This is a genomic window from Bradyrhizobium sp. USDA 326 (assembly GCF_049739485.1).
Taxonomy (GTDB): domain Bacteria; phylum Pseudomonadota; class Alphaproteobacteria; order Rhizobiales; family Xanthobacteraceae; genus Bradyrhizobium.
This window is the reverse complement of the sequence record NZ_JBMGQA010000001.1, coordinates 3,003,886-3,027,198: the sequence shown is the minus strand read 5'-3', so window position 1 is coordinate 3,027,198 and position 23,313 is coordinate 3,003,886. Positions and strand designations below refer to the sequence as shown.

At 64.6% G+C, this 23,313-nt stretch carries 20 protein-coding genes; 7 read left to right on the top strand and 13 right to left on the bottom strand.

Annotation, left to right across the window (positions count from 1 at the left end; translation table 11 throughout):
* Nucleotides 1–78: 78 nt before the first annotated feature.
* The 5 genes from ABIG06_RS14400 to ABIG06_RS14380 form a co-directional block, all read right to left on the bottom strand.
* On the bottom strand, nt 79–903 hold the full coding sequence (locus ABIG06_RS14400; protein WP_199752117.1) for a CarD family transcriptional regulator: 825 nt from the start codon (nt 901–903) through the stop codon (nt 79–81).
* Between the two features lie 345 nt (nt 904–1,248).
* Nucleotides 1,249–1,587: a ferredoxin FdxA gene (fdxA, locus tag ABIG06_RS14395; RefSeq protein ID WP_018643465.1), complete on the bottom strand. Its 339-nt coding sequence runs from the start codon at nt 1,585–1,587 to the stop codon at nt 1,249–1,251.
* Between the two features lie 131 nt (nt 1,588–1,718).
* Nucleotides 1,719–1,970, bottom strand: a complete 252-nt coding sequence (locus tag ABIG06_RS14390; RefSeq protein WP_124162756.1) for an RNA-binding S4 domain-containing protein — start codon at nt 1,968–1,970, stop codon at nt 1,719–1,721.
* A 22-nt stretch (nt 1,971–1,992) separates the two neighbouring features.
* Nucleotides 1,993–5,433, bottom strand: coding sequence for a helicase-related protein (locus tag ABIG06_RS14385; protein WP_370137247.1), 3,441 nt, complete (start codon nt 5,431–5,433; stop codon nt 1,993–1,995).
* Between the two features lie 698 nt (nt 5,434–6,131).
* Nucleotides 6,132–6,941 (bottom strand): DUF3108 domain-containing protein, encoded by an 810-nt coding sequence (locus ABIG06_RS14380; RefSeq protein WP_370140842.1) that lies wholly within the window; start codon nt 6,939–6,941, stop codon nt 6,132–6,134.
* Nucleotides 6,942–7,542: 601 nt separating this feature from the next.
* Here ABIG06_RS14380 and rpmB point away from each other — a divergent pair.
* The 3 genes from rpmB to ABIG06_RS14365 all read left to right on the top strand — a co-directional run bounded on the left by rpmB (nt 7,543) and on the right by ABIG06_RS14365 (nt 9,978).
* A complete protein-coding gene (gene rpmB / locus ABIG06_RS14375) occupies nt 7,543–7,851 on the top strand; it encodes a 50S ribosomal protein L28 (protein WP_028176922.1) in 309 nt (102 codons plus the stop codon).
* Nucleotides 7,852–7,989: 138 nt separating this feature from the next.
* Entirely contained in the window at nt 7,990–9,054 is a 1,065-nt protein-coding gene (locus tag ABIG06_RS14370; RefSeq protein WP_370137246.1) for a thymidylate synthase, read from the top strand.
* Nucleotides 9,055–9,978: a hypothetical protein gene (locus ABIG06_RS14365; protein ID WP_370137244.1), complete on the top strand. Its 924-nt coding sequence runs from the start codon at nt 9,055–9,057 to the stop codon at nt 9,976–9,978.
* Here the strand turns inward: ABIG06_RS14365 and ABIG06_RS14360 are convergent.
* Together ABIG06_RS14360 and ABIG06_RS14355 are read right to left on the bottom strand one after the other, a co-directional pair.
* On the bottom strand, nt 9,968–11,071 hold the full coding sequence (locus ABIG06_RS14360) for an ImmA/IrrE family metallo-endopeptidase (protein ID WP_370137243.1): 1,104 nt from the start codon (nt 11,069–11,071) through the stop codon (nt 9,968–9,970). The genes ABIG06_RS14365 and ABIG06_RS14360 overlap by 11 nt on opposite strands.
* Nucleotides 11,064–11,453, bottom strand: a complete 390-nt coding sequence (locus ABIG06_RS14355) for a hypothetical protein (protein WP_370137242.1) — start codon at nt 11,451–11,453, stop codon at nt 11,064–11,066. Before ABIG06_RS14355 ends, ABIG06_RS14360 begins: the two co-directional genes overlap by 8 nt.
* A gap of 150 nt (nt 11,454–11,603) precedes the next feature.
* On the opposite strand from ABIG06_RS14355, the gene ABIG06_RS14350 reads away from it, so the two are divergent.
* Complete coding sequence (locus ABIG06_RS14350) at nt 11,604–12,932, top strand: DUF2235 domain-containing protein (protein ID WP_370137241.1); 1,329 nt, start codon at nt 11,604–11,606, stop codon at nt 12,930–12,932.
* Nucleotides 12,933–13,235: 303 nt separating this feature from the next.
* Nucleotides 13,236–13,487 carry a PilZ domain-containing protein gene (locus ABIG06_RS14345; RefSeq protein ID WP_100179151.1) on the top strand — a complete coding sequence of 84 codons (252 nt, stop codon included), beginning with the start codon at nt 13,236–13,238 and terminating at the stop codon, nt 13,485–13,487.
* Between the two features lie 57 nt (nt 13,488–13,544).
* Here ABIG06_RS14345 and ABIG06_RS14340 read toward each other — a convergent pair whose 3' ends face one another.
* From ABIG06_RS14340 to cobS, 5 genes are all read right to left on the bottom strand, one after another.
* Nucleotides 13,545–13,952 (bottom strand): hypothetical protein, encoded by a 408-nt coding sequence (locus ABIG06_RS14340; RefSeq protein WP_124162749.1) that lies wholly within the window; start codon nt 13,950–13,952, stop codon nt 13,545–13,547.
* A 171-nt stretch (nt 13,953–14,123) separates the two neighbouring features.
* Complete coding sequence (locus tag ABIG06_RS14335) at nt 14,124–15,236, bottom strand: NADH:flavin oxidoreductase/NADH oxidase (RefSeq protein WP_370137240.1); 1,113 nt, start codon at nt 15,234–15,236, stop codon at nt 14,124–14,126.
* A gap of 320 nt (nt 15,237–15,556) precedes the next feature.
* Entirely contained in the window at nt 15,557–16,642 is a 1,086-nt protein-coding gene (locus ABIG06_RS14330; RefSeq protein ID WP_370137239.1) for an esterase-like activity of phytase family protein, read from the bottom strand.
* A complete protein-coding gene (cobT, locus tag ABIG06_RS14325; RefSeq protein WP_370137238.1) occupies nt 16,639–18,543 on the bottom strand; it encodes a cobaltochelatase subunit CobT in 1,905 nt (634 codons plus the stop codon). The genes ABIG06_RS14330 and cobT overlap by 4 nt, the downstream gene beginning before the upstream one ends.
* Nucleotides 18,544–18,707: 164 nt before the next feature.
* Nucleotides 18,708–19,706, bottom strand: coding sequence for a cobaltochelatase subunit CobS (cobS, locus tag ABIG06_RS14320; protein ID WP_370137237.1), 999 nt, complete (start codon nt 19,704–19,706; stop codon nt 18,708–18,710).
* A gap of 298 nt (nt 19,707–20,004) precedes the next feature.
* Between cobS and ABIG06_RS14315 the strand changes: the two genes are divergently transcribed.
* A complete protein-coding gene (locus tag ABIG06_RS14315; protein ID WP_370137236.1) occupies nt 20,005–20,664 on the top strand; it encodes a DedA family protein in 660 nt (219 codons plus the stop codon).
* A gap of 175 nt (nt 20,665–20,839) precedes the next feature.
* On the opposite strand, the gene ABIG06_RS14310 is transcribed toward ABIG06_RS14315, so the two are convergent.
* Entirely contained in the window at nt 20,840–22,060 is a 1,221-nt protein-coding gene (locus ABIG06_RS14310) for a citrate/2-methylcitrate synthase (protein ID WP_370137235.1), read from the bottom strand.
* A 72-nt stretch (nt 22,061–22,132) separates the two neighbouring features.
* Between ABIG06_RS14310 and ABIG06_RS14305 the strand changes: the two genes are divergently transcribed.
* A complete protein-coding gene (locus ABIG06_RS14305) occupies nt 22,133–23,227 on the top strand; it encodes a citrate synthase/methylcitrate synthase (protein WP_370137234.1) in 1,095 nt (364 codons plus the stop codon).
* Nucleotides 23,228–23,313 lie beyond the last annotated feature (86 nt).

Genomic DNA, 23,313 nt, shown 5'->3' with positions numbered 1-23,313 from the left:
GTAACCCACCCTCCGAACTCCAAACAAAAAGCCCGGCCGAACGGCCGGGCTCTCGATCTCTTGCATTCGACGCGGTGCCTACGCCGCCTCGTCGGCGACCGTGGTGTCGTCGCCATCGGTATCGTCGGTATCGCCCTCGGCGTCCGTCTCGGCTTCGCCGTCGGCGGCTTCTGCCTTGGCACTGGCGCGGCGCGGGCTCTTGGCGAGCTGGGCTTCGATCTCCTTGACCGCTTCGGTCTCGGTCGAGTGCTGCACCACCGCGATCTCGCGGGAGAGCCGGTCGAGCGCCGCTTCATAGAGCTGGCGTTCGCTGTAGGACTGCTCCGGCTGCGACTCAGAGCGATAGAGGTCGCGCACGACTTCCGCGATCGCGACGATGTCGCCCGAATTGATCTTCGCTTCGTATTCCTGGGCGCGGCGCGACCACATGGTGCGCTTGACGCGGGCGCGGCCCTTGAGCGTCTCCAGCGCCTTCTTGACCAGCGCCGGGTCGGACAGCTTGCGCATGCCGACATTGGCGACCTTGGCGGTCGGCACGCGCAGCGTCATCTTGTCCTTGATGAAGTTGATGACGAACAGCTCGAGCTTCGCACCGGCGATCTCCTGCTCCTCGATGGCCAGGATCTGGCCGACACCGTGAGCGGGATAGACGACGAATTCGTTGGCCTTGAAGCCCTGACGCTGGGTCACGACCTTCTTTTCCTCGACCTTCGGCGCGGCAGCGGGCTTGGCAGCCGGCTTGACCGCTGCGGGAGCCTTGGCAGGCGTAGCAGCAACAGGGGCCTTCGTCGCGGGCTTGGCAGCGGGAGCCTTGGCGGCCACCGGCTTTGCAGTCACAGGCTTGGCGGCAGCAGGCTTGGCAGCGGTCGCTTTCGCGGCCGGTTTGGCAGTCTTGTTAGGCATTGCGCTTCTTTTGTTCTTCGAGGACTTTGCAGCCGGCGCCTTCGTCGCGGTCCGACCCTTGGATGCGCTACGGCTGGCCGCGGCGACTTTTTTGGCCTCCTTATGGGAAGCCCTCGCTGAAGTACTCTTTTTACGCGTTTTCTGTGACACAGCCTGCGCGCGGAAACTGCCACGCCCCTGTTCGACATTTGGTTTCACGGGAACCCTGAGGGGCCAAACGGGGCTGACGGGGTTCGGCTTAATGTGCCCAATATAGCACATTTCCCGCAAAAATCAATGATTTAGGGGTCTTGAGGGCTGGTTTTCGGCGGCAGCGCCGCTATTAGGGTTAAGTTTGGGCCTGAATTAGTCCCCCGAGCCCGGGTTCGGAGAAAAATATTTCTCGAACTTGCCTTCCATGCCGTCGAATTCCTTGGCGTCGGCGGGCGATTCTTTCTTCTGGGTGATGTTGGGCCAACTCTTGGCATAGTCGGCATTGACCTGGAGCCACTTTTCGAGGCCCGGTTCCGTGTCCGGCTTGATGGCGTCGGCGGGGCATTCGGGCTCGCACACGCCGCAATCGATGCACTCGTCGGGGTGGATGACCAGCATGTTGTCACCCTCGTAGAAGCAGTCGACCGGGCAGACCTCGACGCAGTCGGTGTACTTGCACTTGATGCAGTTTTCAGTGACGACGTAAGTCATCCAACGCTCCGAAAAGCTCTTTTAAAAGTCGTGGCTTGCGTAGCGCGGATGGCCCGGCGCCGCAAGATCGGGAAGGCCGATCATGACCGCTTTGCGCGTTTGATCGACCAAGAAATGAATGACAGGCGCAATTAATTGCGCGTCCCGAGCTCCTCATACAGCACCCGTGCCGAGGCAGCATCGCCGCGGCGTTCGTTGAAGCCCGTCACCTTCAGGACGCGCACGGTGCGATCGAGTGCGATGGTCAGCACGTCGCCGGGCTTGATCGCGTGACCCGGCGATGTCTCGCGAACGCCATTGACGCGGACATGGCCGGTGACGACGAGCTCGGCCGCGGAGGTGCGCGCTTTCACCACCCGCGCGTGCCACAGCCATTTGTCGATGCGCTGCCGGTCGGTCGTAGGATCACTCCTTCCGACCGGACAGCTGCTCCTTCAGCGCGGCGAGCTTGGCGAAGGGCGAGTTCGGATCGGCAGGACGATCGCGCTCACGCGGGTTCGCGCTCGAGGCGTAGGGACGCAGCGACGGGCCACCCTGGCGGTCGCGGCCCTTGTCGCGGTCGCGGCCGCGATGCTCGCGACCCTTGTCGCGATCGCCGCCGAACTTGCCCTTGTTGTCGCGGTTGCGATCCTTGTCGCGATCCTTGCCCTCGAAACGGCGATTCCTGTCGTCGCGCCCCTCGGGACGCGGCGCGCCCTCTCCACCACCTTCGCGGCCCTTGCGGAAGTCCTTGGCCCCATCGCGGCGATGACCGCCATGACGATGGCGCTCGCCCGGCTTTGCGCCCTCGGCCGCTTCGCCCGGCGCGGCCGCGGCGCCTTCGGCACCGGCCTGCGGACGCGGCTGGTGGTGACGCTGATGGCGATGGCGCTCGTGGCGCGGCTTGCGGTCCTCGTGACGGCCCGCCGGGCGCCAGACCTCGACCAGCTCGGGTTCTGCCGGCGCGGGCGCAGCCTCGGGCGTGGCAGCCTCTAGCGCGGTAGCGTCGGGCGATGCAGCGGCTTCGGTCGCGGCCGTCTCGGCGGCAGCGGCTTCGAGGCCGGCAGCCTCGATGGACGTCGCAGCCTCTTCTGCCGGCGGCGCGATGCCGGGGGCGTCTTCGGGCGTGAGGGAAGCCTCGGAAGAGGCTTCGAGCGCCGGCTCCTCATGAGCGGGCTCGTCGTGCGGCTCCATGCCGGGCGCGTCTTCGACGGCGACCGGCTCGGCGCCAGCTTCAGGGGAGGCCTCCGCCGGCAGGCCGGCCACGGCCTCTGCCGCCGTCTCTGTCGAGGTCGTCTCGGTCGAAGTCTCGGCCGATGTCTCCGCACTGCCCTCGGCGGGCGGCGTTTCGGCCGCAACCGTTTCGACAACGACCGGCTTTGGCGGCAGCGGCGGACGCTTCTCCATGCGATAGCCGAGCGCTCGCAGCACGGAGGCAAAGTCTTCGCCGGCTGAACCCGTGAGCGAGGTCATCGCCTGCGTGACCACGAAGCTGCGGCCGTCGAACGCGCCGGCGGGCTTTTCGCCGGGCGAGTTCTCGCGCCAGGCCAGTGCGGGGCGGATCAGATCGGCCAGCCGCTCCAGGATGTCGACGCGCACGGCGCGCTCGCCGGCCTGCTTGTAGCCGAGCACGCGATAGGCATCGCGCGGCAGCTGCTTGTCGACCGGGAACGAGGTGCGGCCCGAAGATGCCAGATGCTGCGCGCCCGAGAGCGCGGAGAGATCGACATTGTCCTGCTTCAGCGCCCAGAGCAGCGCGGCGAGCGCACGCGCGGCGGGCTTGAGCAGGCCGGGGAAATAGATGTGGTAGGCGCCGAAGCGGACGCCGTATTTCCGCAGCACGGCGCGCGAGGACTGGTCGAGATCCTTCAGCTCGCTCGCGATCTTCGGGCGCTCGAGCACGCCGAGCGCCTCGACCAGCTGGTAGGCGATGCCGCGGGCAATGCCGGTGACGTCCTCGGCCTTCGACAGCTCGAACATCGGCCCGAGCAGCTTTTCGATATGCGTCTTGACCCAGAGCTCGAGCCGCGCCTGGACCTTGTCGCGGGGGCCGCCGGTCAGCCGCTCGTCGGAGATGATGCGGATGCGCGGATGCAGCGCGTCGTCTGCGGCAGACAGCCGCGCCACGGCATCGCCGGTCCAGCGGATGATGCCCTCCGAGGTCAGCACGAACTGCTCGTCCGGCGCATTGCCGAGCTTCTCGGCGCGCGCGTTGATCTCGCCGGCGAGCACCGCTTGCGCTGCGGCCTGCAAGGCTTTCGCATCGGAGCCCGCTTCCGCAGCATCCGGTGCAAAGGTGAAGCCGTCGAGGCGGCCGATGACATGGCCTTCGACGATGACTTCGCCGGTCTTGCCGATTTCAGTATTCAAGCTCGTGTTCTCCCGCAGGCGGCGCATCAATACACTGGTCCGGCGATCAACGAAACGCTCAGTCAAGCGTTCATGGAGCGCATCCGATAATTTATTTTCGACCTCCCGCGCGATCCCCTGCCAGCGTTCGGGGTCTCTCAGCCAGTCCGGGCGGTTGGCGACGAAGGTCCAGGTGCGGATCTGGGCGATTCGGGCCGAGAGCGTGTCGATGTCGCCATCGATGCGGTCGGCCTGGGTGACCTGGGACTCGAACCAGGAATCAGGGATGCAACCCTTCCGCATCAGGAAACCGTAGAGCGTCGTCACCAGCTCGGCATGGGCGGCCGGCGACAGCTTTCTGTAGTCCGGGACTTGGCAGGCTTCCCAGAGCCGTTCCACCGCGGCCTTGCCATGCGCGATATCGCGCACCTCGCCGTCGCGGGCGGCGTGGTCGAGCACGCGCATGTCCTCGGCAACAGGCGCGCGCGTCAGCGCCTCGTGGCCGGGGGCGAGGTTCAGCGAGACCTGGAGCGCGCCGAGCGAGGAGAAATCCAGCTTCGAGTTGCGCCATTGCAGCACCTTCACGGGATCGAAGGTGTGGTTCTGCAGCGCGTTGACGAGCTCGGGCTCGAACGGCGCGCAGCGGCCGGTGGTGCCGAAGGTGCCGTTGCGGGTGGCGCGGCCGGCACGGCCGGCTACTTGCGCGAATTCGGCCGGCGTCAGGCGGCGGAACTGGTAGCCGTCGAACTTGCGGTCGGAGGCGAAGGCGACGTGGTCGACGTCGAGATTGAGGCCCATGCCGACGGCATCGGTGGCGACCAGATAGTCGACGTCGCCGTTCTGGAACATCGCCACCTGCGCGTTGCGCGTGCGGGGCGAGAGCGATCCCAGCACCACCGCGGCGCCGCCATGCTGGCGGCGGATCAGCTCGGCGATGGCGTAGACTTCATCCGCCGAGAACGCGACGATGGCGGTGCGGCGCGGCTGGCGCGTGATCTTGCGGTCGCCGGCGAATTCGAGCTGCGACAGCCTGGGACGCGTGATCATGGACACGCCCGGCAGTAGCCGCTCGATGATCGGGCGCATCGTCGCAGCCCCGAGCAGCAGCGTCTCGTCGCGGCCGCGGCGGTTGAGGATGCGATCGGTGAAGACGTGGCCGCGTTCGAGATCGGCGGCGATCTGGACCTCGTCGACGGCGAGGAAGGAGACATCGAGGTCGCGCGGCATCGCCTCGACGGTGGAGACCCAATAGCGCGGGTTCTTCGGCTTGATCTTCTCCTCGCCGGTGACGAGCGCGACGCTGGCTTCACCGGCCCTGGCGGCGATCTTGTTGTAGACCTCGCGCGCGAGCAAGCGCAGCGGCAGGCCGATCATGCCCGAGGGATGCGCGAGCATCCGCTCGATGGCGAGATGGGTCTTGCCGGTGTTGGTCGGCCCGAGCACCGCAGTGACGCCGGCGCCGGGCACGCGATCGGAAGGCGCGCGCTCGGAGGCGAAGGGGGAGGAGGAAAAAGCCATGTCTGAAGGATTAGGTAGTGGCGATTTGGGCGAATGTCAGTGCTGGATGAGGCGGGCCGGGGGCTTGCTTTGGTCCTCAGCCCGAGGAGCGCGTCAGCGTGTCTCGAAGGATGAAGGCCCGACTGGTGCCATTGAGGGAGCCAGGCCCCTCGCCCTTCGAGACGGCCGCTCGCGCGGCCGCCTCAGGGTGAGGGACACACCGAAGGCGTGGACACGCTCCTCCCAATTCCCGCGCAACTGTTTCACTTTGCGACGCTTTTCCCGTTCGCCTTAAGCTTCGGAACGACTCTAGAACAAATCGCGGCCGAATCGCTGACTCCCCGTCGAGTCCCGTTCCGTTCTCGCAACATGTCGCGGGACTCGCGCTGGTTGCGCACTAGATGGAGTTTTGCGCGGTCGCACAAGCGACTGGATTCGTTAAAGCTGGGGACGGCGCGGAGTCGAATCAGAATCGCCGAGGAGTCAAATGGATTCCCGCCTTCGTCATGCGCGGGCTTGACCCGCGCATCCATCGAAAACCGCGCGTCTCTCGAAAGGATGGATGGCCGGGTCAAGCCCGGCCATGACGGCCTCCCGAACTTATTGTTGCGAAAACAACCCCATGCACAGTAGGGAAGTGATTGATTTTACGGAGATTCTCTTACCCTCCCCTGGAGGGCCCTCCAGGGGAGGGTAAATGCGGACCGCCGCTATGGCTTTTACTGCGTTTTCGCGACTCTTGGCGGCTGGGCCGAGGTGATGAAGCTGGTGGCTTCCAGCATGGCGGGCCCGAGCGGCGTCGGCACTTTCAGCCAGAACGGGACCAGGATGCGCGTGCCGGCGACGGGGGCGAAGGCGATCTCGATGTTGCGCTGGGCGGCGAGGTATTTGATCACGGGACGATCGGGGATGTAGCCGGCGACGGGCACGAAATAGAGCGAGCACACCACGACCGGGCCCTTGTACCCCTTCTCCGCCTTCACGGTCTCCATGCGCTTGAAATCGAGCTTGAGGTCGTAGCGCATGCGGCCGTCGAACACCGGCGCGCCGTTGTGGCAGGCCTCCGGCGACACCGGATCGCCATTGCCGGGCACGCGCAGCAGCGAGGCCGTCATGGGGTCCCAGACGCCGCGGCGATGCGCCTCGGTGACGACGATGCGATCAGGATCGACCGGCGGCTCGGGCAGGATCGCAAAGTCCTTCACATTGCCCTTGTCGAGGGTGATGCGGATCTCTTCGGTCTTCTTCTGGGTGGTGGTGGAGGCCTGGTAGCCGGTCGCCACCAGCGCGCCGTTGACGACGCGTCCCTGGCTGGCCCCGGTGCCGGAGCCGCCCGTGAACGACTTCAGCAGTCCCGTGGTACCGCCCGCGGCCGCCGCCGAGAACACGTCGTCCTGGATATCGATGTTCCAGGCGCCCTTGCCGACGGGAATGCCGGCCAGCGAGGCCTCATATTGCGCCTCGAGCTTGCCTTGCGCCGCCGCCGGCACCGCGCCCCACGCCAGGGACAGCGCGCAAAGCGCCATCAGCCAGCCGGCCAGGCGCGGACGGGCTGAGCGCAAACCCTGCGCAAAAGGGGACGTTGCAAGCACGAAACAATCCAATCGGGGCGCGATGCGCTGTTACTTAAACCAAAAACCGCGGCAAACAATGTGTCCGGACGTATCCGCCCCGGAACTCCCCCTGATATTTCGGCGGCGAATACGCCCTTTATGTGATGGTAAGGCGCGACAATCATTGCCGTTTTTGTGATCGGGAGGTAACCGCGGGCTCCCACCTCTCCCGCTCCGCGGGAGAGCGTAGGCCGCCTTCGGTGGCCGTCCTTGAAAGAGGACGCCGAGGCGAAGCCTCGGCTATGCCGAAGGCGCGGGTGAGGGCGCTCTCCTCTGGGGGGGGGGGCACTCACGACTGCCCCACCGCGGAGAGAGCTATCTCCCCAACCCTCTCCCGCAAGCGAGAGAGGGGCCCACCTGCGCCGCCGCGGGTACGAATCCCCGCCCAAAAACTTGACGCAAGGCCCCTTCCCCCCTATACGTCCGCCCGCTCCCTGCAAGGACAAGAGAATTTGCCCCCGTGGCGCCCCGAATGGCGGCCGCAGATCGTTGGGGGTTCAGGATAAGGATTTTTGCCATGTCTCGCCGCTGCGAACTGACGGCCAAGGGCCCCCTCGTCGGCCACAAGGTCAGCCACTCCAACATCAAGACCAAGCGCCGCTTCCTGCCGAACCTCGTCAACGTGACGTTCATCTCGGAAGCGCTCGGCCGCAACGTGCGCCTGCGCGTCTCCACCAACGCGGTCAAGAGCGTCGACCACAATGGCGGCCTCGATCCCTTCCTGCTCAAGGCCAACGCCGACAACCTGTCGCCGCGCGCCCTCGAGCTGAAGCGCGCCATCCAGAAGAAGGTCGGCGACACCGCGCCGGCGAAGCAGGCGAGCTAAAATTTCAGAATTGGGCGGGGGCTAGGTTGCGTCGCGTGGCGTAGGCTTAGCCGAGTAAGAGTTTGTGTAGCGGCCGGATCGGAAGATCCGGCCGTTTTTGTTTCTGGGGGGCGGCCCAACACACCGACAAAAGGGCACTTGCGTGCCACCGATTCGCTAAGCATCTTAGGGTTGCTGCTCATTGAGCGCTCGATCTACGACGCGGCTCCTTCAGGCCAATTTGCTTTAATGGAATTCATTGCCGACACTCTCGATGACGCCCTTCTTCAACTGTATCAGCAATTGCTTGCGGCGCCGAAGGTCGATGGCGCAACGCGGGGAAGCAACACTGAGTTGCGCGGAGTTACGGTCGAGATCAGGCAGCCGCGCGCACGATTGAGCCGAACCGACACGCGCGGCAAGCCATTCAGCGCGCTGGGCGAGTTGCTGTGGTATCTCTCAAAGGACAACAAGCTAGATTTCATTGTCCCATTCGTTCCAGCCTACAAATCGGAGAGCGAAGACGGCGAAACGGTCTATGGCGGCTACGGTCCGCGACTATTCCGACAGAGAGGGCAAGACCAAATCGCAAATGTCCTCGACTTGCTGAGCAAGCGCCCGACGACACGACGGGCTTTGATTCAGATATTCAATGCGGAAGACCTGAGCGAACCTCATCCGGAAATCCCCTGCACTACGACTCTTCAATTCCTCCAACGAGACGGGAAATTGGAGATGATCACTACAATGCGCTCAAACGACGCGTACAAGGGCCTTCCGCACGACGTATTCTGCTTCACTATGCTACAGGAAATTCTCGCTCGAACATTAGGCTGCGATATAGGCCTATACAGGCACTTCGCGGGAAGCATGCACCTGTATGACGACAATCGCGACGATGCCGTGCGGCTCACCGAAGAAGGCTTCCAATCGCGCATTGAGATGCCTCCAATGCCAAATGGTGATCCTTGGCCATCCATAGCGAAAGTAATGAGCGCGTTAGAGGAAATAAGATCGGGCCGAGCGCCCGATGCGAGCGCACTCGGGTTAGACTCCTATTGGTCTGACTTGATTCGACTTCTGCAAGTGTTCGCAGCAACAGGCAACCAAGCCGCCATCGCTGATCTTCGGAAAGCGATGACGTCTGATTGCTATAAATACTACATTGATAACCGAACCACCCTTCCCGTGAAGGATCGGTTTGGCGGACAAGCGAGTACCTAAGTGGCGATTCTCTGGCCATCGCGTCAAGCCGAACTCAAACGACTAGATCGTGAACTTCGGGAGTTCTCGGACAAGGTCCACCCACTCCGCGGAATCGACGACGAAACGGCCCGCAAGACACTCGCGACGCAAATGATAGCCAGCTTACGTCGGATAGACTACACCCGCATCCTAAAGAGCAGACCAGTCGACGCTGCTCGCGCTGATCCATTTAGTCCTCTCTTTGATCCGGAGAGAGCAGCCCTACTTCACGCGCAGTTGGGCAATTTCGACGAAGCCATCTGGTTGATCTTTTTGGCCACCCATACAGGAAAACACGGACGGTTCGGCTGGCGCCGTATGCAGGATATTTACTCCGGACTAGGCCAACGAAATTGGACTTGGAAGCAAGTGTCGGAGAATCCGGACATGTTCCGAAAGTGGCTAGCCGCCAATCACGAGATGATCGGCGGTGCATTTGGTAACCACCGAAAATATGAAAGCCTAAAACCTGACTCTCGAGCGGGTACGCTTGCGGTAATTCGAAGCTTCATACAGGCCGTCGATGGATCGCCAGGAAAATGGTTTCGCGACCTCGTACGAAGGGTCGGCAATGATCCGCACACTATTTTTGACACTGCTTATCGTGAACTGAGAATCGAGCGATTTGGAAGACTCGCAAAATTCGACTTCCTGGCACTGCTCGGGCGTTTAGACTTAGTCCCAATGTCGCCGGGGTCCGCCTATCTTGAAGGAGCGACGGGCCCTTTGCGGGGCGGACGGCTTCTGATCGATGGAGATCTGAATTCGAAGCGCAGTCCGCCGGATGTGGACGATGTATTGAAGAGACTCGATCAAAGGCTCGGTGTCGGAATGCAGGTGATGGAGGACTCGATCTGCAATTGGCAGAAAAGTCCTACTGCATTTAAGCATTTCAAGGGTTAGATGCCGCCGCCGATATTTGATCCCAAGTAAAGTGGCGCTTGAGGAAATTCAGCTGGTTTGGCTTGATAACTCTATTGTGCTGCAACTGCCCGACTACAATACCGGGAGAAACGCCAAGCGAAAAAGCGAACTTGATCACTCGCTCGGTCCTTGGTTTTAAATCAAGCAATTCGTCCTTTCGCTCCGGCGGGATCAAAACAGAAGCCGAAAACTCGTTTGCTTCGCGTTCCTGCTTCGTGATGTGTTCAATTCCACCATCAATAAATGTGGCGGATGTCCCGTGCAACAGGAGGTGCCCAAGCTCATGGAAGAAAGTGAACCAGAAGTGATCGTCCGAAAGGTACCTGAAACTCAGAATGACCATCGCCTTATTGGGCGATAAGAAGCGCGTAGCACCACTCGCTCGGCATCCAGAGGGGGCACGCACGAAAACAAGAGCAATACCTGCTTCAGCGCATATTCGTCTAATGCGCGGCAGGAAGTGAGCCGGAGCTTTTGATCTCGTGAGCGGACGTATCTCCAACAGCTTCTGCCGAAGCCTCTGTGGATTCCATTTAGCAGTATGAATAGCAGCGGCCTCCAACTCTGCCCGTCGCAGCCATGCGGAAAGAGCTCCAGCCTTTGACGTGAATGATGGAGAGGTCCTGAAAGCAACGCCCAGCGGGTTTGCGTATCTTTCGGTCCATTCTTGCGGGTCGTTGACGCCGAAATACGCGAGATATGCTTTAAGACGATCTTCGCGCCGTTTGGGACTGACCCAGCCATAGCTGGAGATATCACTATGGGGAAATTGCTTGAGCCACGTATCTCCAGCCTCGTTCGGAACGGCGCTAGTGGCTCGATCCAGCGCACTCGCGTATCGTGACTGTCTTATCAACCAAAAAGAAGCCGTGCCGCCGACATGCTTCGCCAGTCCATCGGCCAAATCACCATCAATTTCTACACTTCCAGAGAGAAGCCCCGAAACAGTCGCGATATTTCGACCGAGCTTCTGCGCAAGGGCGTCGGATGTAAGTTCGCGATGCTCCATCAAGGTGAGCAGCGTGTCCCCGGGCTTAGAGAACCAATCAGGTCGAAAAGAAAGATCAGCCATTGGTTGTCTCGATCGACACGATTCGTATTCTGGTCACTTGATCCCAATCGGTAACTTCGGGAGGCGGATCTGGGTAAGTCGGATGGCCCGAGCGTACGATCAGCCGAGAACCAGAAGGAAGACCGATAGCCTTCTCGCTGGTACTGACGTCAACGATCGCAGCAGGGTAAATTGCTGCAAACTCGGAGAAGCTGGTACATGCATCGATATCGGCCAGCACCTGAGCGAGTTCCAGCGCTCCATTTGGTCCAAGCGCCGTTGCCGCCACGCTTCGCTTCTCGCAAATGTCCCTCACCTCTTTCGTGGGAAAGTTGAGAATCAATCGACCGCCTTTTAGATACGCCTGTACGCTTGTCAAAAAATAAATCGAACTTTTACCCAAAGTTGCGATTCGCGCAACCTTTGGTCGTGCTTGGGCGCTTTTTGCACTGCCCTCGCCATTGGTGCTCGCTCGACAGGCTTTCCAGCGTCACCGTGCCCTCCCCAAATTCCGCTATACTCTCCCCGGTAGCATCACCCGGAGGCACCTCCCATGGAGTCCGCAGCCACCACCGACCGCAAGCTAGATCCGAAACACCTCGTCATCTGCTGCGACGGCACCGGCAACGAGATCAGCGAGAACATCTCCAACGTCCTGAAGCTCTATCGCTGCCTGCGCAAGACCGACAGGACGTCGCCGCGGCAGATGGTGTATTACGATCCCGGGGTCGGCACGGTGACGGAGCCTTCGACCTGGCACCGCTGGAAGACCAACATCAACCTGGTGCTGGGGCTCGCCACCGGCTACGGGCTCGATGACAACGTGCTCAGCGCCTATTGCTTCCTGGTCGAGCATTATGCGGTCGGCGACAGGATCTACCTGTTCGGCTTCTCGCGCGGGGCCTATACCGTGCGGGTGCTGGCGGGGCTCGTTCACAAGATCGGCCTGATCTCGCCGGAGCAGGCGAACCTCGCAGGCTCCGGCCTCATCGCCTACAAGCAATATTCCGGCACCGGGCGCGGCAACGCGGTCGAAGACGTCGAGGGCGTCGCGAGCGACGAGAGCGGGCCGCTGCCGAAGGACACGTTCGACCTCGCCGCGCAGTTCGCGCGCATCACCTCGACGCGCTGGCCGACCATCCATTTCATCGGCGTGTGGGACACGGTGGCGAGCGTGATCGTGCCGCGCCCCGACCGCCTGTTCTGGCCGAGCCTGGAGGAGCTCGCCTTCACGCTGCGCAACCCCAGCGTCAGGATCTTCCGGCAGGCGATCGCGATCGACGAGCGGCGCTGCATGTTCCGCCTGAAGCAGTACCGCGACCCGCAGGACTTCTGGAGCAACCGCTACGTGCCCGACGAGAAGAAGGTGCCGCAGGACATTCTGCAGGTGTGGTTCGCCGGCGTGCATGGCGACATCGGCGGCGGCTATCCGGAAGCCGAGAGCGGCGATTCGAAATATCCGCTGATCTGGATGATCGAGGAAGCCGCCAAGGCCGGGCTGAAGTTCAACCCGAGCACGGTGAACCAGCTCGCCTTCGGCGTTCCGCGCAAGAACTCGCCGTTCCACTATGTCGCGCCGGCCTACACCGGCACGACGGGCCAATTGCACGATTCGATGACGCCGGCCTGGCGCGTGCTGGAGTATCTGCCGAAGAACGCCAGGTACAGGGAATGGCCGGCGCGGAAGGTCTATTTCGGCTTCTACATCCCCAATTGCGAGCCGCGCGTCATCCCCGAAGGCGCGCATGTGCATGAGAGCGTGCTGAAGCGGATGGCCGTGGAGCCGGACTACCGGCCGGTGAACATGCCGCAGGATTACGTGACGGTGCCGATGCCGGCGGAGCCGCGGGCGGAGCCGGCGGGGGAGAGCACGACGGGGTGATGGGAGCGCTTACCCTCCCCTGGAGGGGGAGGGTCGCTACGCGTGTAGCGAAGCGGAACGCGTAGCGGGGTGGGGTGATCTCTCCACTCGGGCACTGTTCGTGTCGAGAGGTCACCCCACCCCGCTCGCGCTGCGCGCGATCGACCCTCCCCCTCCAGGGGAGGGTGACCGGCTACCGCTACATTCTTCCGTCGCCGCTACTTTTCATTAAAATTCTCGCCGCTGCTTTAGCCGGTTCGCATCTTCTGCGCGTCATCATCGCGGTTCGAGTACGCCGCGAAACCTTGCGGAGCTGGAGGAGACGTGCCGCAATTCCCACGCAAATATGCCCGCGTGAAACCCGCAGGGCTGGTCTCGCGCCAGGCCAAGATCATCACCGACCCGCGCGCGCCGGTGATCCCCTGCACGCTGATCGACTACTCGCCCGGCGGGGCCTGCGTCGATCTCGGCGGCCAGGTGAAGATCCCCGATCGCTTCGAGCTGCTGCACGTCAACACCAAAAAGCGCTGCCGCATCGCCTGGAAGCGCGGCACGCGTGTGGGCGTGGTGTTCTGAGGGATAGCAGCCGGCGGCTTGCTCACCCTCCCCTGGAGGGTGAAGAGAGAGAGCGCGCTACTTCCGCATCCTCGCCTTGGCGCCCGCGACGATCTGCATGAGGACGCCGGCGAGCCAGCCGGCGAAGACGAGCCAGGTCCAGAGCATGTGCGGATCGATCCGCAGCACGATGACGACGACGGAGACGAAGGCGGTGAGCGTCGCGAACAGCGTGCCGGCGGCGCTCATGAATTCGGCGGCGTCGATCTGGCTGTGTGCATCGTCGAACGGCATCTGCGGCGTGTCGATGCCGAGATAGAAGCCGATGCCGCCGAGCAGCATCATCAGCAGCAGGAAGCCCTGCGTGGTGAGCGCGGGAATGGCCGATCCGACATAGGCGCCGATGAACAGCCCGCACGCCGCGCCGGCCATCGCGAGGCCGACGCGCTCGAAGATGTGAGCCGCTTTGCGGACAGGATAACGCATGGGCAGCCCTCCGTTGCCTCGCCTGCGCGGAAGGTTAGGCCAGTTTTGGAGACTGTGGAAGCAGCGGAGGTTTACGGATGCAGCAGGGAAGCGAGGGGGCGAAAACGCGCTCCACAATGGTGATGAGGCGCCGCTATTGCGTCACATAAGCAGGGGGCGCGACGCGTCCCCTTACCGCGCGCCGAACGTGGTCTTGCCGAACAGCGCCTTCTGTGTCGAGGGCTGCGAGCGCCAATATTGCGGCGGCGCTTCGACCTCGCCGCCGAGCGCGGCGGCGGCGTGCCAGGGCCAGCGCGGATCGTAGAGCATGCCGCGGGCGAGCGCGACCATGTCGGCCTTGCCCGATGCGACGATCTCCTCGGCGTGCTTGGCGTCCGTGATCAGGCCGACGGCGATGGTGGGCAGGCCGGTCTCACGGCGGATGGCGTCCGCGAACTGCACCTGATAGCCGGGGCCGAGCGGGATCTTCTGCAGCGGCGAGACGCCGCCGGAGGAGGCATCGATCCAGTCGACGCCGCGCGCCTTCAGCGCCCGCGCAAATTCGATCGTCTGCGCCAGATCCCAGCCGCCCTCGACCCAGTCGGTCGACGACACCCGCATGCCGACCGGCTTGTCGGCGGGGAAAGCGGCACGGACCGCGTCGAACACTTCCAGCGGATAGCGCATGCGGTTCTCGAGGCTGCCGCCATATTCGTCGGTGCGCCGGTTGGAGATCGGCGACAGGAACTGATGCAGGAGATAGCCGTGCGCGCCGTGCACCTCGATGGCGTCGATGCCGAGCCGCGCGGCGCGCTTCGTTGAATCGACGAAGGCCTCGCGGATGCGCTTCAGGCCCGAAGCATCCAGCGCCAGCGGGGCGGCCTCGCCCTCCTTGTGCGGCACCGCGCTCGGGCCGACGGTCTGCCAGCCACCGTCGCTGACGGGAATCAGCTGGCCGCCATCCCAGGGCCGCGCGCTCGAGGCCTTGCGGCCGGCATGGGCGAGCTGCATCGCGATCGCGGTGGAGGAATGCTTGCGCACCGAATTGAGGATCGGCTTCAAGGCGGCCTCGCAGGCATCGCTGTAGAGCCCGAGGCAGCCCGGCGTGATGCGGCCGATCGCCTCCACATGCGTCGCCTCGATGCAGAACATCGAAGCGCCCGACAGGCTGAGATTGTTGATGTGGGTGAAGTGCCAGTCGGTGGCGACGCCGTCGTCGGCCGAATACTGGCACATCGGCGACACCACGATGCGGTTCTTCAAGGTCAGGCCGCGCAGCTTGATCGGGGAAAACAGGATGCTCATGCGGGGAGTTCCGGGAGATGGAGGGGCGATGCGGGGAGTGTAGTGGGAGACGCGCGGATTGCTAGGCGCACGGGGGAATGGCGGGTCGCCCCGGCGTGCATTTCCGCAATCGTCTGGTCGCAACAGCGCGGCCGCAAAAATGGCTGCTGTCCCTGCGCACGCAGGGACCCATCACCCCAGGGAGCGGTTTGGCGAAGATTGGTCGTTCGGGACTTCTATCTGCTGACCCGATAGATCACGCGGTATGGGTCCCTGCGCCCCGTGCGCAATTGCGCACTAGGCAGGGACGACAGCGGGGGTTTGCAGAGACGACAGCGGCCCTACTCCGCCAGCGTGAATTGCAGCAGCAAGGTGCGCTGGAGCATCGAGAAATTGTCGTCGGAGACGAGGGTCAGCACCGTCTCGCCTTCGCTCGTGACGTGGGCGTCGATGCCTTCCATGTTGTCGATCTCGTGGCCGAGATCGGCGGCGAACAGCGCAGGACCATCGACCAGCGCACCGGGCGCGATCGACTTCAGCGGGATCGAGCGGATGCGGATGTTGACGCCGGTGAACCAGGAGAATTTGCGTTCGAGGATGAGCAGCTCGCCGGAGGGCAGCAGCACGGCATCGCTGATGTCGTAGGTCTCGGTGCGCCGCACGCTGAACTGGCCGGGCGTGGGGCCGCCGATCAGGAAGGCGACGAGGTTGCCGTTGGCATCCAGGCCGCGCTCGGAGAAGGCGATCAGGGTGCCCGCGAGCGGCATGTTCTGGTCTTTGCCCTTGGGCACGACGACCATCGCCTCGAGCCCCTTGTTGTAGGGCAGCTTGCGCAAGGCCGGCGGCACGCCGATCACCTCGCCGCGGGCGCGCGTGCCGCCCTTGGCAAAATCGTAGCGCAGGATCTGGTTGACGCGCTCGAGCCCGACATAGACGAGGCTGCCGTCGCGCGCGAGCGATTCCGAATCCCACCAGAGGCGCTTCTCCGTGATCGGCCGCCCCTCGGCACCGAGCAGCGGCGCAGCCTCGACGTCCGCGAGGCCCGTCATCTCGCGGCCGGAATAGCGGATGGTGCCGGTGAACCAGCCACCCTGGTCGGAGATCGCGAGGAAGCGCTCGCCCTTGCCGTCGAGGAAGCGGAGGCCCGACAAGCCGCCGAAGCCGCGATAGGGCGAGGTCAGCACCAGGCCGCTGCGGTATTCCAGCGAACCGAAGCGCGTGCGCGAACGGTCGCGTGGCTCGAAATTGGGAATGCTGCGCGCGTTGACCTCGACGCTGACGGGCGCGGCGACGGCGTGCTCGACCTGGAGCGCGCGCGGAGGCGGCTCGGCCACGCCTTGCGCCCGCGCGAGGCGGGAGACTGCGAGAGTGGAGAATCCCGCCGCTGCGTGCCTGAGAAAGCTGCGGCGGGATGAACGCGTGCTCACGAATGCAATTTGCGTCGCGGGCGACCGGGTGCTTGCGTGGGCGCCGTGTTGGTCTCGCTGAAGAGTTCGGCGAGCTTCTCGGTGATGGCGCCGCCGAGCTCCTCGGCGTCCACGATCGTCACCGCGCGGCGATAGTAGCGCGTCACGTCATGGCCGATGCCGATCGCGATCAGCTCGACGGGCGAGCGGGTCTCGATCTCCTCGATGATATGGCGCAGGTGCCGCTCGAGATAGTTGCCGGGATTGACCGACAGCGTGGAATCGTCGACCGGCGCGCCGTCCGAGATCATCATCAGGATCTTGCGCTGCTCGGGCCGGCCGAGCAGGCGCTTGTGCGCCCAGTCCAGCGCCTCGCCGTCGATGTTCTCCTTCAGGAGCCCCTCGCGCATCATCAGGCCGAGGTTCTTTCGCGCGCGCCGCCACGGGGCATCCGCCGACTTGTAGATGATGTGACGGAGATCGTTGAGGCGGCCGGGATTGGCCGGCTTGCCGGCAGCAAGCCACGCCTCGCGGGACTGGCCACCTTTCCAGGCGCGCGTGGTAAATCCCAAAATCTCGACCTTGACGCCGCAACGCTCCAGCGTGCGCGCGAGAATGTCGGCGCAGGTCGCCGCGACCGTGATCGGGCGTCCGCGCATCGAGCCGGAATTGTCGAGCAGCAGCGTCACCACGGTGTCGCGGAACGTCGCCTCCTTCTCGTGCATGAAGGACAGCGGGTGATAGGGATCGGTGACGACGCGCGACAGCCGCGCGGGATCGAGGATGCCCTCTTCGAGGTCGAACTCCCAGGCGCGGTTCTGCTGCGCCATCAGCTTGCGCTGCAGCCGGTTGGCGAGGCGGGCGACGATGCCTTGCAGATGCGCGAGCTGCTTGTCGAGATAGGCGCGCAGGCGCTCCAGCTCGTCATGGTCGCAGAGGTCCTCGGCCGCGATCACCTCGTCGAACTTGGGCGCGAAGGCATGATATTCCGGCCCGCGCGGCTCGTTCTTGCCGTGCGCGTTCGGACGCGTCGCCTCGCCGGGCGTTTCGTCGTCGCCGAGCTCGCCGTCCTCGAACGTATCCGAAGTCGAGGCCTGCGCGCTTTCCATCGCGCTCTCGCTCATCTCCTCCGAGCTCGCCTGCGCCTGGTCGGCGCTCATCTCCTGCGCGGCGTCGGAATCGGGCGAGCCTTCGGCGCCGGACTGGTCGTTGTCGCCGTCCCGGTTCTCGTCGTTCTCGTCATTGTCTTCGCTGTCGGCGTTGCGCTCGTCGCCGAGTTCGAGCGCCGACAACAGATCGTGCACGGCGTCGCCGAACCTGGTCTGGTCCTCGACCACGCCGTCGAGCCGGTCGAGCCGCTTGCCGATCTTGTCTTCGAGGATCGGCCGCCAGAGATCGACCATTTTCTTCGCCGCCGCCGGCGGCGCGAGGCCGGTCAGGCGCTCGCGCACCAGCATCGCCAGCGCATCGGCGAGCGGCGCATCGGCGCGGTCGGTGATCTCGTCGAACTTGCCGCGATGGAAATGGTCGTCGAGCATCGCGGTGAGGTTCTTGGCAACGCCCGCCATGCGGCGCGCACCGATCGCCTCGACGCGCGCCTGCTCCACCGCCTCGAACACGCCGCGCGCCTGCGGATTGCCGGGCATCAGCTTGCGATGAACCTTGGGATCGTGACAGGCGAGCTTGAGCGCGATGGAATCGGCGTGGCCGCGCACGACCGCGGCATCGCGCTTGGTCATCTTGCGCGCCGGCTCAGGCAGCCGCGCCTTGCCCGGCGCAAGCCCGGGCCGCTCGGCCGCGAAGCTGACGTCGAGCTCCGGCGTCTTGGCGATCGCCTTGAGGCAGGAGGCGACCGAGCGCTTGAACGGCTCGGTCGGCGCTTCCTTGTTGCTGCGGAATTTGGAGTTGGGGGTGGTGCTCATCTCGATCTCACCGTCGTCCCCGCGAAGGCGGGGACCCATAACCACAGGACGTCGTTTGACGAAGGGCGGGAACTGACAGCTCGCGCCGCAACGCGGGCCTGGGGTTATGGGTCCCGGATCGGCGCTCGCTTCGCTCGCTGGTCCGGGACGACATCGTGGTTGCGTCAGCTCAGCGCCACGTTCACCGCCGATTCCGGCAGCTCCGCGTTGAAGCAGCGCTGATAGAACTCGGCGACCAGCGGACGTTCGAGCTCGTCGCATTTGTTGAGGAAGGTGACCCGGAAAGCAAAACCGATATCGCCGAAGATGTCGGCGTTTTCCGCCCAGGTGATCACCGTGCGCGGGCTCATCACCGTCGACAGATCGCCGTTGGCGAAGGCGTTGCGGGTCAGGTCGGCGAGGCGGACCATCTTGTTGACGATGTCGCGGCCCTCCTGGCTGCGATAGTGCTTGGCCTTGGCCAGCACGATCTCCACTTCCTCGTCGTGGCTGAGATAGTTCAGCGTGGTGACGATGGACCAGCGGTCCATCTGGCCCTGGTTGATCTGCTGGGTGCCGTGATAGAGGCCCGAAGTGTCGCCGAGGCCGACGGTGTTGGCGGTCGCGAACAGGCGGAACGCCGGGTGCGGCTTGATCACCTTGTTCTGGTCCAGCAGCGTCAGGCGTCCCGAGACTTCCAGCACGCGCTGGATCACGAACATCACGTCCGGGCGGCCGGCGTCGTATTCGTCGAACACCAGCGCGACGTTGTGCTGGAGCGCCCAGGGCAGGATGCCGTCGCGGAATTCGGTGACCTGCTTGCCGTCGCGGACCACGATCGAGTCCTTGCCGACGAGGTCGATACGGCTGATGTGGCTGTCGAGGTTGACGCGCACGCAGGGCCAGTTCAGGCGGGCCGCGACCTGCTCGATATGGGTGGATTTGCCGGTGCCGTGATAGCCGGTCACCATCACACGGCGGTTGCGGGCGAAGCCGGCGAGAATGGCAAGCGTGGTGGCGCGGTCGAAGCGGTAGTCGGAATCGACTTCGGGCACATGAGGATCGACTTCGGAATAGGCCGGCACTTCGAGATCGCTATCGATCCCGAACACCTGGCGAACCGACACTTTCATGTCGGGCAGACCGGAAACTTCCTCAACTTTGGACAGGGCGGCGGTCGTCATCAATCCTCCGAGGTCCCGGGCGGTCCCGAAACCGGTTATTCGCACGTTGGCTGCGGCTGGGTGCTGGAAAGCAACCTATCAGAGACACGGGGCCGGCAGAAGCCCGACCTCCAATCAAAGTTCCGTCGTCTTTTCATTTAGATAGGCAAGGAACGCAGTTTTTGGAGGGCTGCCTTGCGAATCCCGCTCGAATTTCGGGCGGGGCAACGCCTCTGCCTGCCCAAATGGCAGGTTTGCCGCACGTGCTTACTTAGGTAGGGTCCGAACTCCAAATGCTCCAGCCCGCCACTGAGACGACGTGACGTCCTTCCTCGATCCCCTCATCTCCTTCGTCTCGGCCCATGCATGGCTGGGCTATCTGGTCCTTTTCCTGGCGGCGCTGCTCGAAGCCGTTCCGGTGCTGGGATCGGTGATTCCCGGTTCGACCATCATCCTGGCACTGAGCGCCCTGGTCCCGGGCGGCGAACTACAGCTGCCATGGGTGTTGGCGGCGGCCGCGCTCGGCGCCGTGCTCGGCGACGGGTCGGCCTACTGGATCGGGCACCGGCGGCAGCGCGAGATCCTCAGCACCTGGCCGCTGACCAACTATCCGCGCGTGGTCGCCGAGAGCGAGAGCTTCTTCAACCGCTTCGGCACCTGGGCCGTGTTCTTCGCCCGCTTCGTGCCGCCGGTCCGCGCCTTCGTCCCGGTGACCGCCGGCGCGCTCGGCATGGCGCCGGCGAAATTCTACGCGGTGAACATCCCCGCGATCCTGGCCTGGGCGCCCGCGCATGTGCTGCCCGGCGTGCTGGCGGTGTCGGCCCTGCACGAATATGCCGGGCTGCATCATCATGAGCATGTCGGCAAGCACATCTGGATCTTGACCGTGGTTGGGGTTGCGATCGCGGGGGGTGTGGCGTTGTGGATCTACCGCCGCCGGCGGCACGGCTCTGCCGCCGTGGCCAAGCCGGGGGAGTAGGGTGCTGCTACGCCAAAGGCGTCGTCCCTTCGAACGCAGGGATCCATAACCACAGGGAGTGGTTTGGCGAAGGTTAGTCGTTCGATACTCCTGTCGATCGCCATCGATGGATCACGCGGTATGAATCCCCGCGTTCGCTGGGACGACAGCAGAGAGCGACGCGGCAGCCGAGCTTCTAACCAGCAGCTCCCATCCGCCGTCCCGGCGCAGGCCCGACATACCTTGCCCGCGGCCGGATCAGCTTGCCGAACTGCAATTGCTCGCTGGCATGCGCGATCCAGCCGACGCTGCGGGCCATGGCGAACAAAGCGAGCTCGCTGCCCGCGGGCAGGCGCAGGGCGTGCACGAGCACGGCGAGGGCATAGTCGATGTTGACGAACTCGCCGGTTGCTTCCGCGATACGTTCCGGCACCTCGCGGGTGAATTTTCGCGGCGCGCCGGCGCGCGACAGCGCGTTCAGCAGCGACTGCGCGCGGGGATCGCCGCGCTTGTAGACGCCGTGACCGAAGCCGGCAAAGCGCTCGCCGAGCGCGACGCGCTCGCGCACCATCGGCTCCACGTCGCGGTCAACCAGCGTTTTCACGAGCTGCGAGGCCAGCACGCCGGCTCCGCCATGCTTCGGCCCCTTCAACGCGGCGAGCCCGGCGACGACCGAGTCGTATAGATTGAGGCCGGTCGAGGCCGCGCAGCGCGCGGTGAAGGTCGAGGCGTTCAGCTCGTGGTCGGCGAGCAGAACCAGCGCGCGGCGGATCAGCTCGGGCGCATGCTTGTTGTCCGCCGCCCAGGCCCTGGCGATCTGCTGGTGCAACGGCTCGGCCGCGGGCTCGGCGTTGAGCATGGTCGCGACCAGCAGGCGGACGATGCGCGCGCCGACCAGCGCGCGGCCATCGGGCGCGCGGGTGAAGGCGCGGGGATCGGCGCTCGCGGCCAGCGCCAGCACGGCGATGGCGCGGTCGATCGGCGCCGCCCGGCGCGCGGCCGCTGCGATCATGCGCATCTCCTCGGATATCTCCGGCTGGTTGTCCGGGTCGAACGGATCGACGCCGGAGACGTCCCAGAGCAGCGTCGCCGTGTGCTCCAGCGTGTCACTCTCGGAGAGATCGACGCAATTGACGCCGCGATAGATCGCGCCCTCCTCGGTGATGGTCGAGATCTCCGTGTCCATCACCGGCAGGTCGGCATCGAAGCTGCGCAAGCCCCGCGGCTCCGGTGCCGGCACGCGGCGCTCCTTCAGCGCGCGCACGTCCTCGGCCCGATAGCGGTTCTTGCGCGAATCCGGTGTCGGCTCGGAGCGGATCAGGCCGCGGCTGACATAGGCGTAGAGGGTTGCCGGAGAGATCGCGAGCTCGGCGGCGGCTTCCCGGGCGGAGAGGTACAGCCCATCGGAATTTTTCATATTGATTTATGTAATCAAGATTGATCAATCTGTCGAGAGGCCCGACCTTTCTGGCGTGAAAGGAGACAGGCCATGAACATTCACCTCACCAAAAGCCAGATCGGATTGGACGGCGTCCCTGCGGCTGAAACCGTGCTGAGCCATGTCGACGGCGAGCGCGGCGAGCTGATCATCGCCGGCGAACATGTCGGCAGCCTCGCCGCCAAATCGAGCTTCGAGGACGTCACCGCCCGGCTCTGGAACGGCGCCAGCAAGAGCAACCTCAGCGAAGCCAATGTGCGGGCAAGCCTCGGCACGGCGCGCGAGCGCGCCTTCACGCGGCTGGACGAGCTGTTGCCGGCGACACGCGGCATGGGCATCGTCGACGGGTTTCGCGCAGCCGTTGCCGGACTTCGCGCCGAGCACGGGCTCGAACACGAAGCGACCATCGTTGGCGCGTTTCCGGTGATTGCAGGCGCACTGGTCCGCCGCGCCAGGGGGCTCGAGCCGGTCGCGCCCGATCCCAGCGTGAGCCACGCCGCCGACACGCTGCGCATGCTGCACGGGCGGGCGCCTGCAACACGCGAGGTCACCGCGCTCGATGCGTATCTCGTCACGGTTTGCGACCACGGCATGAACGCCTCGACCTTCACGACGCGTGTGGTGGCCTCGACGCAGGCCGACCTGTTCGCCGCCGTGACCGCAGGCTATTGCGCGCTCACCGGTCCCCTGCATGGCGGCGCACCGGAGCCGGTACTGGAGATGCTGGATGCGATCGGCTCGCGCGAGCGGATCAAGCCGTGGGTCGACGCGGCGCTGGCGCGCGGCGAGCGGCTGATGGGCTTCGGTCACCGCGTCTATCGCGTGCGCGACCCGCGCGCCGACGTCTTGAAGACCGCGATCGAGGCGCTGGCTTCCAACGGCGCCGACCTGCCCTTCGCCGGCGAGGTCGAAGCCTATATCCGCGCAGCGCTGCGCAAGAAGAATCCGGAGCGGCCGCTGGAGACGAATGTGGAGTTCTTCACTGCGATCCTGCTCGACGCGCTCGCGATTCCAAGGCAGGCCTTCACGCCGATCTTCGCGGTGGCACGCGCCGCGGGGTGGACCGCACACGCGCGCGAGCAGCAGCGAACGGGACGGCTGATCCGGCCGAGTTCGTCGTATGTGGGGGCGATGCCGAAGGCGTGACGTCTCTGCTGGAGGTCAGGCGAACGCTGCGCGTCTGCCCTCTCCCCTTGCGGGTGGCATAGGCGGCCTTCGGCCGCCGTTCTCAA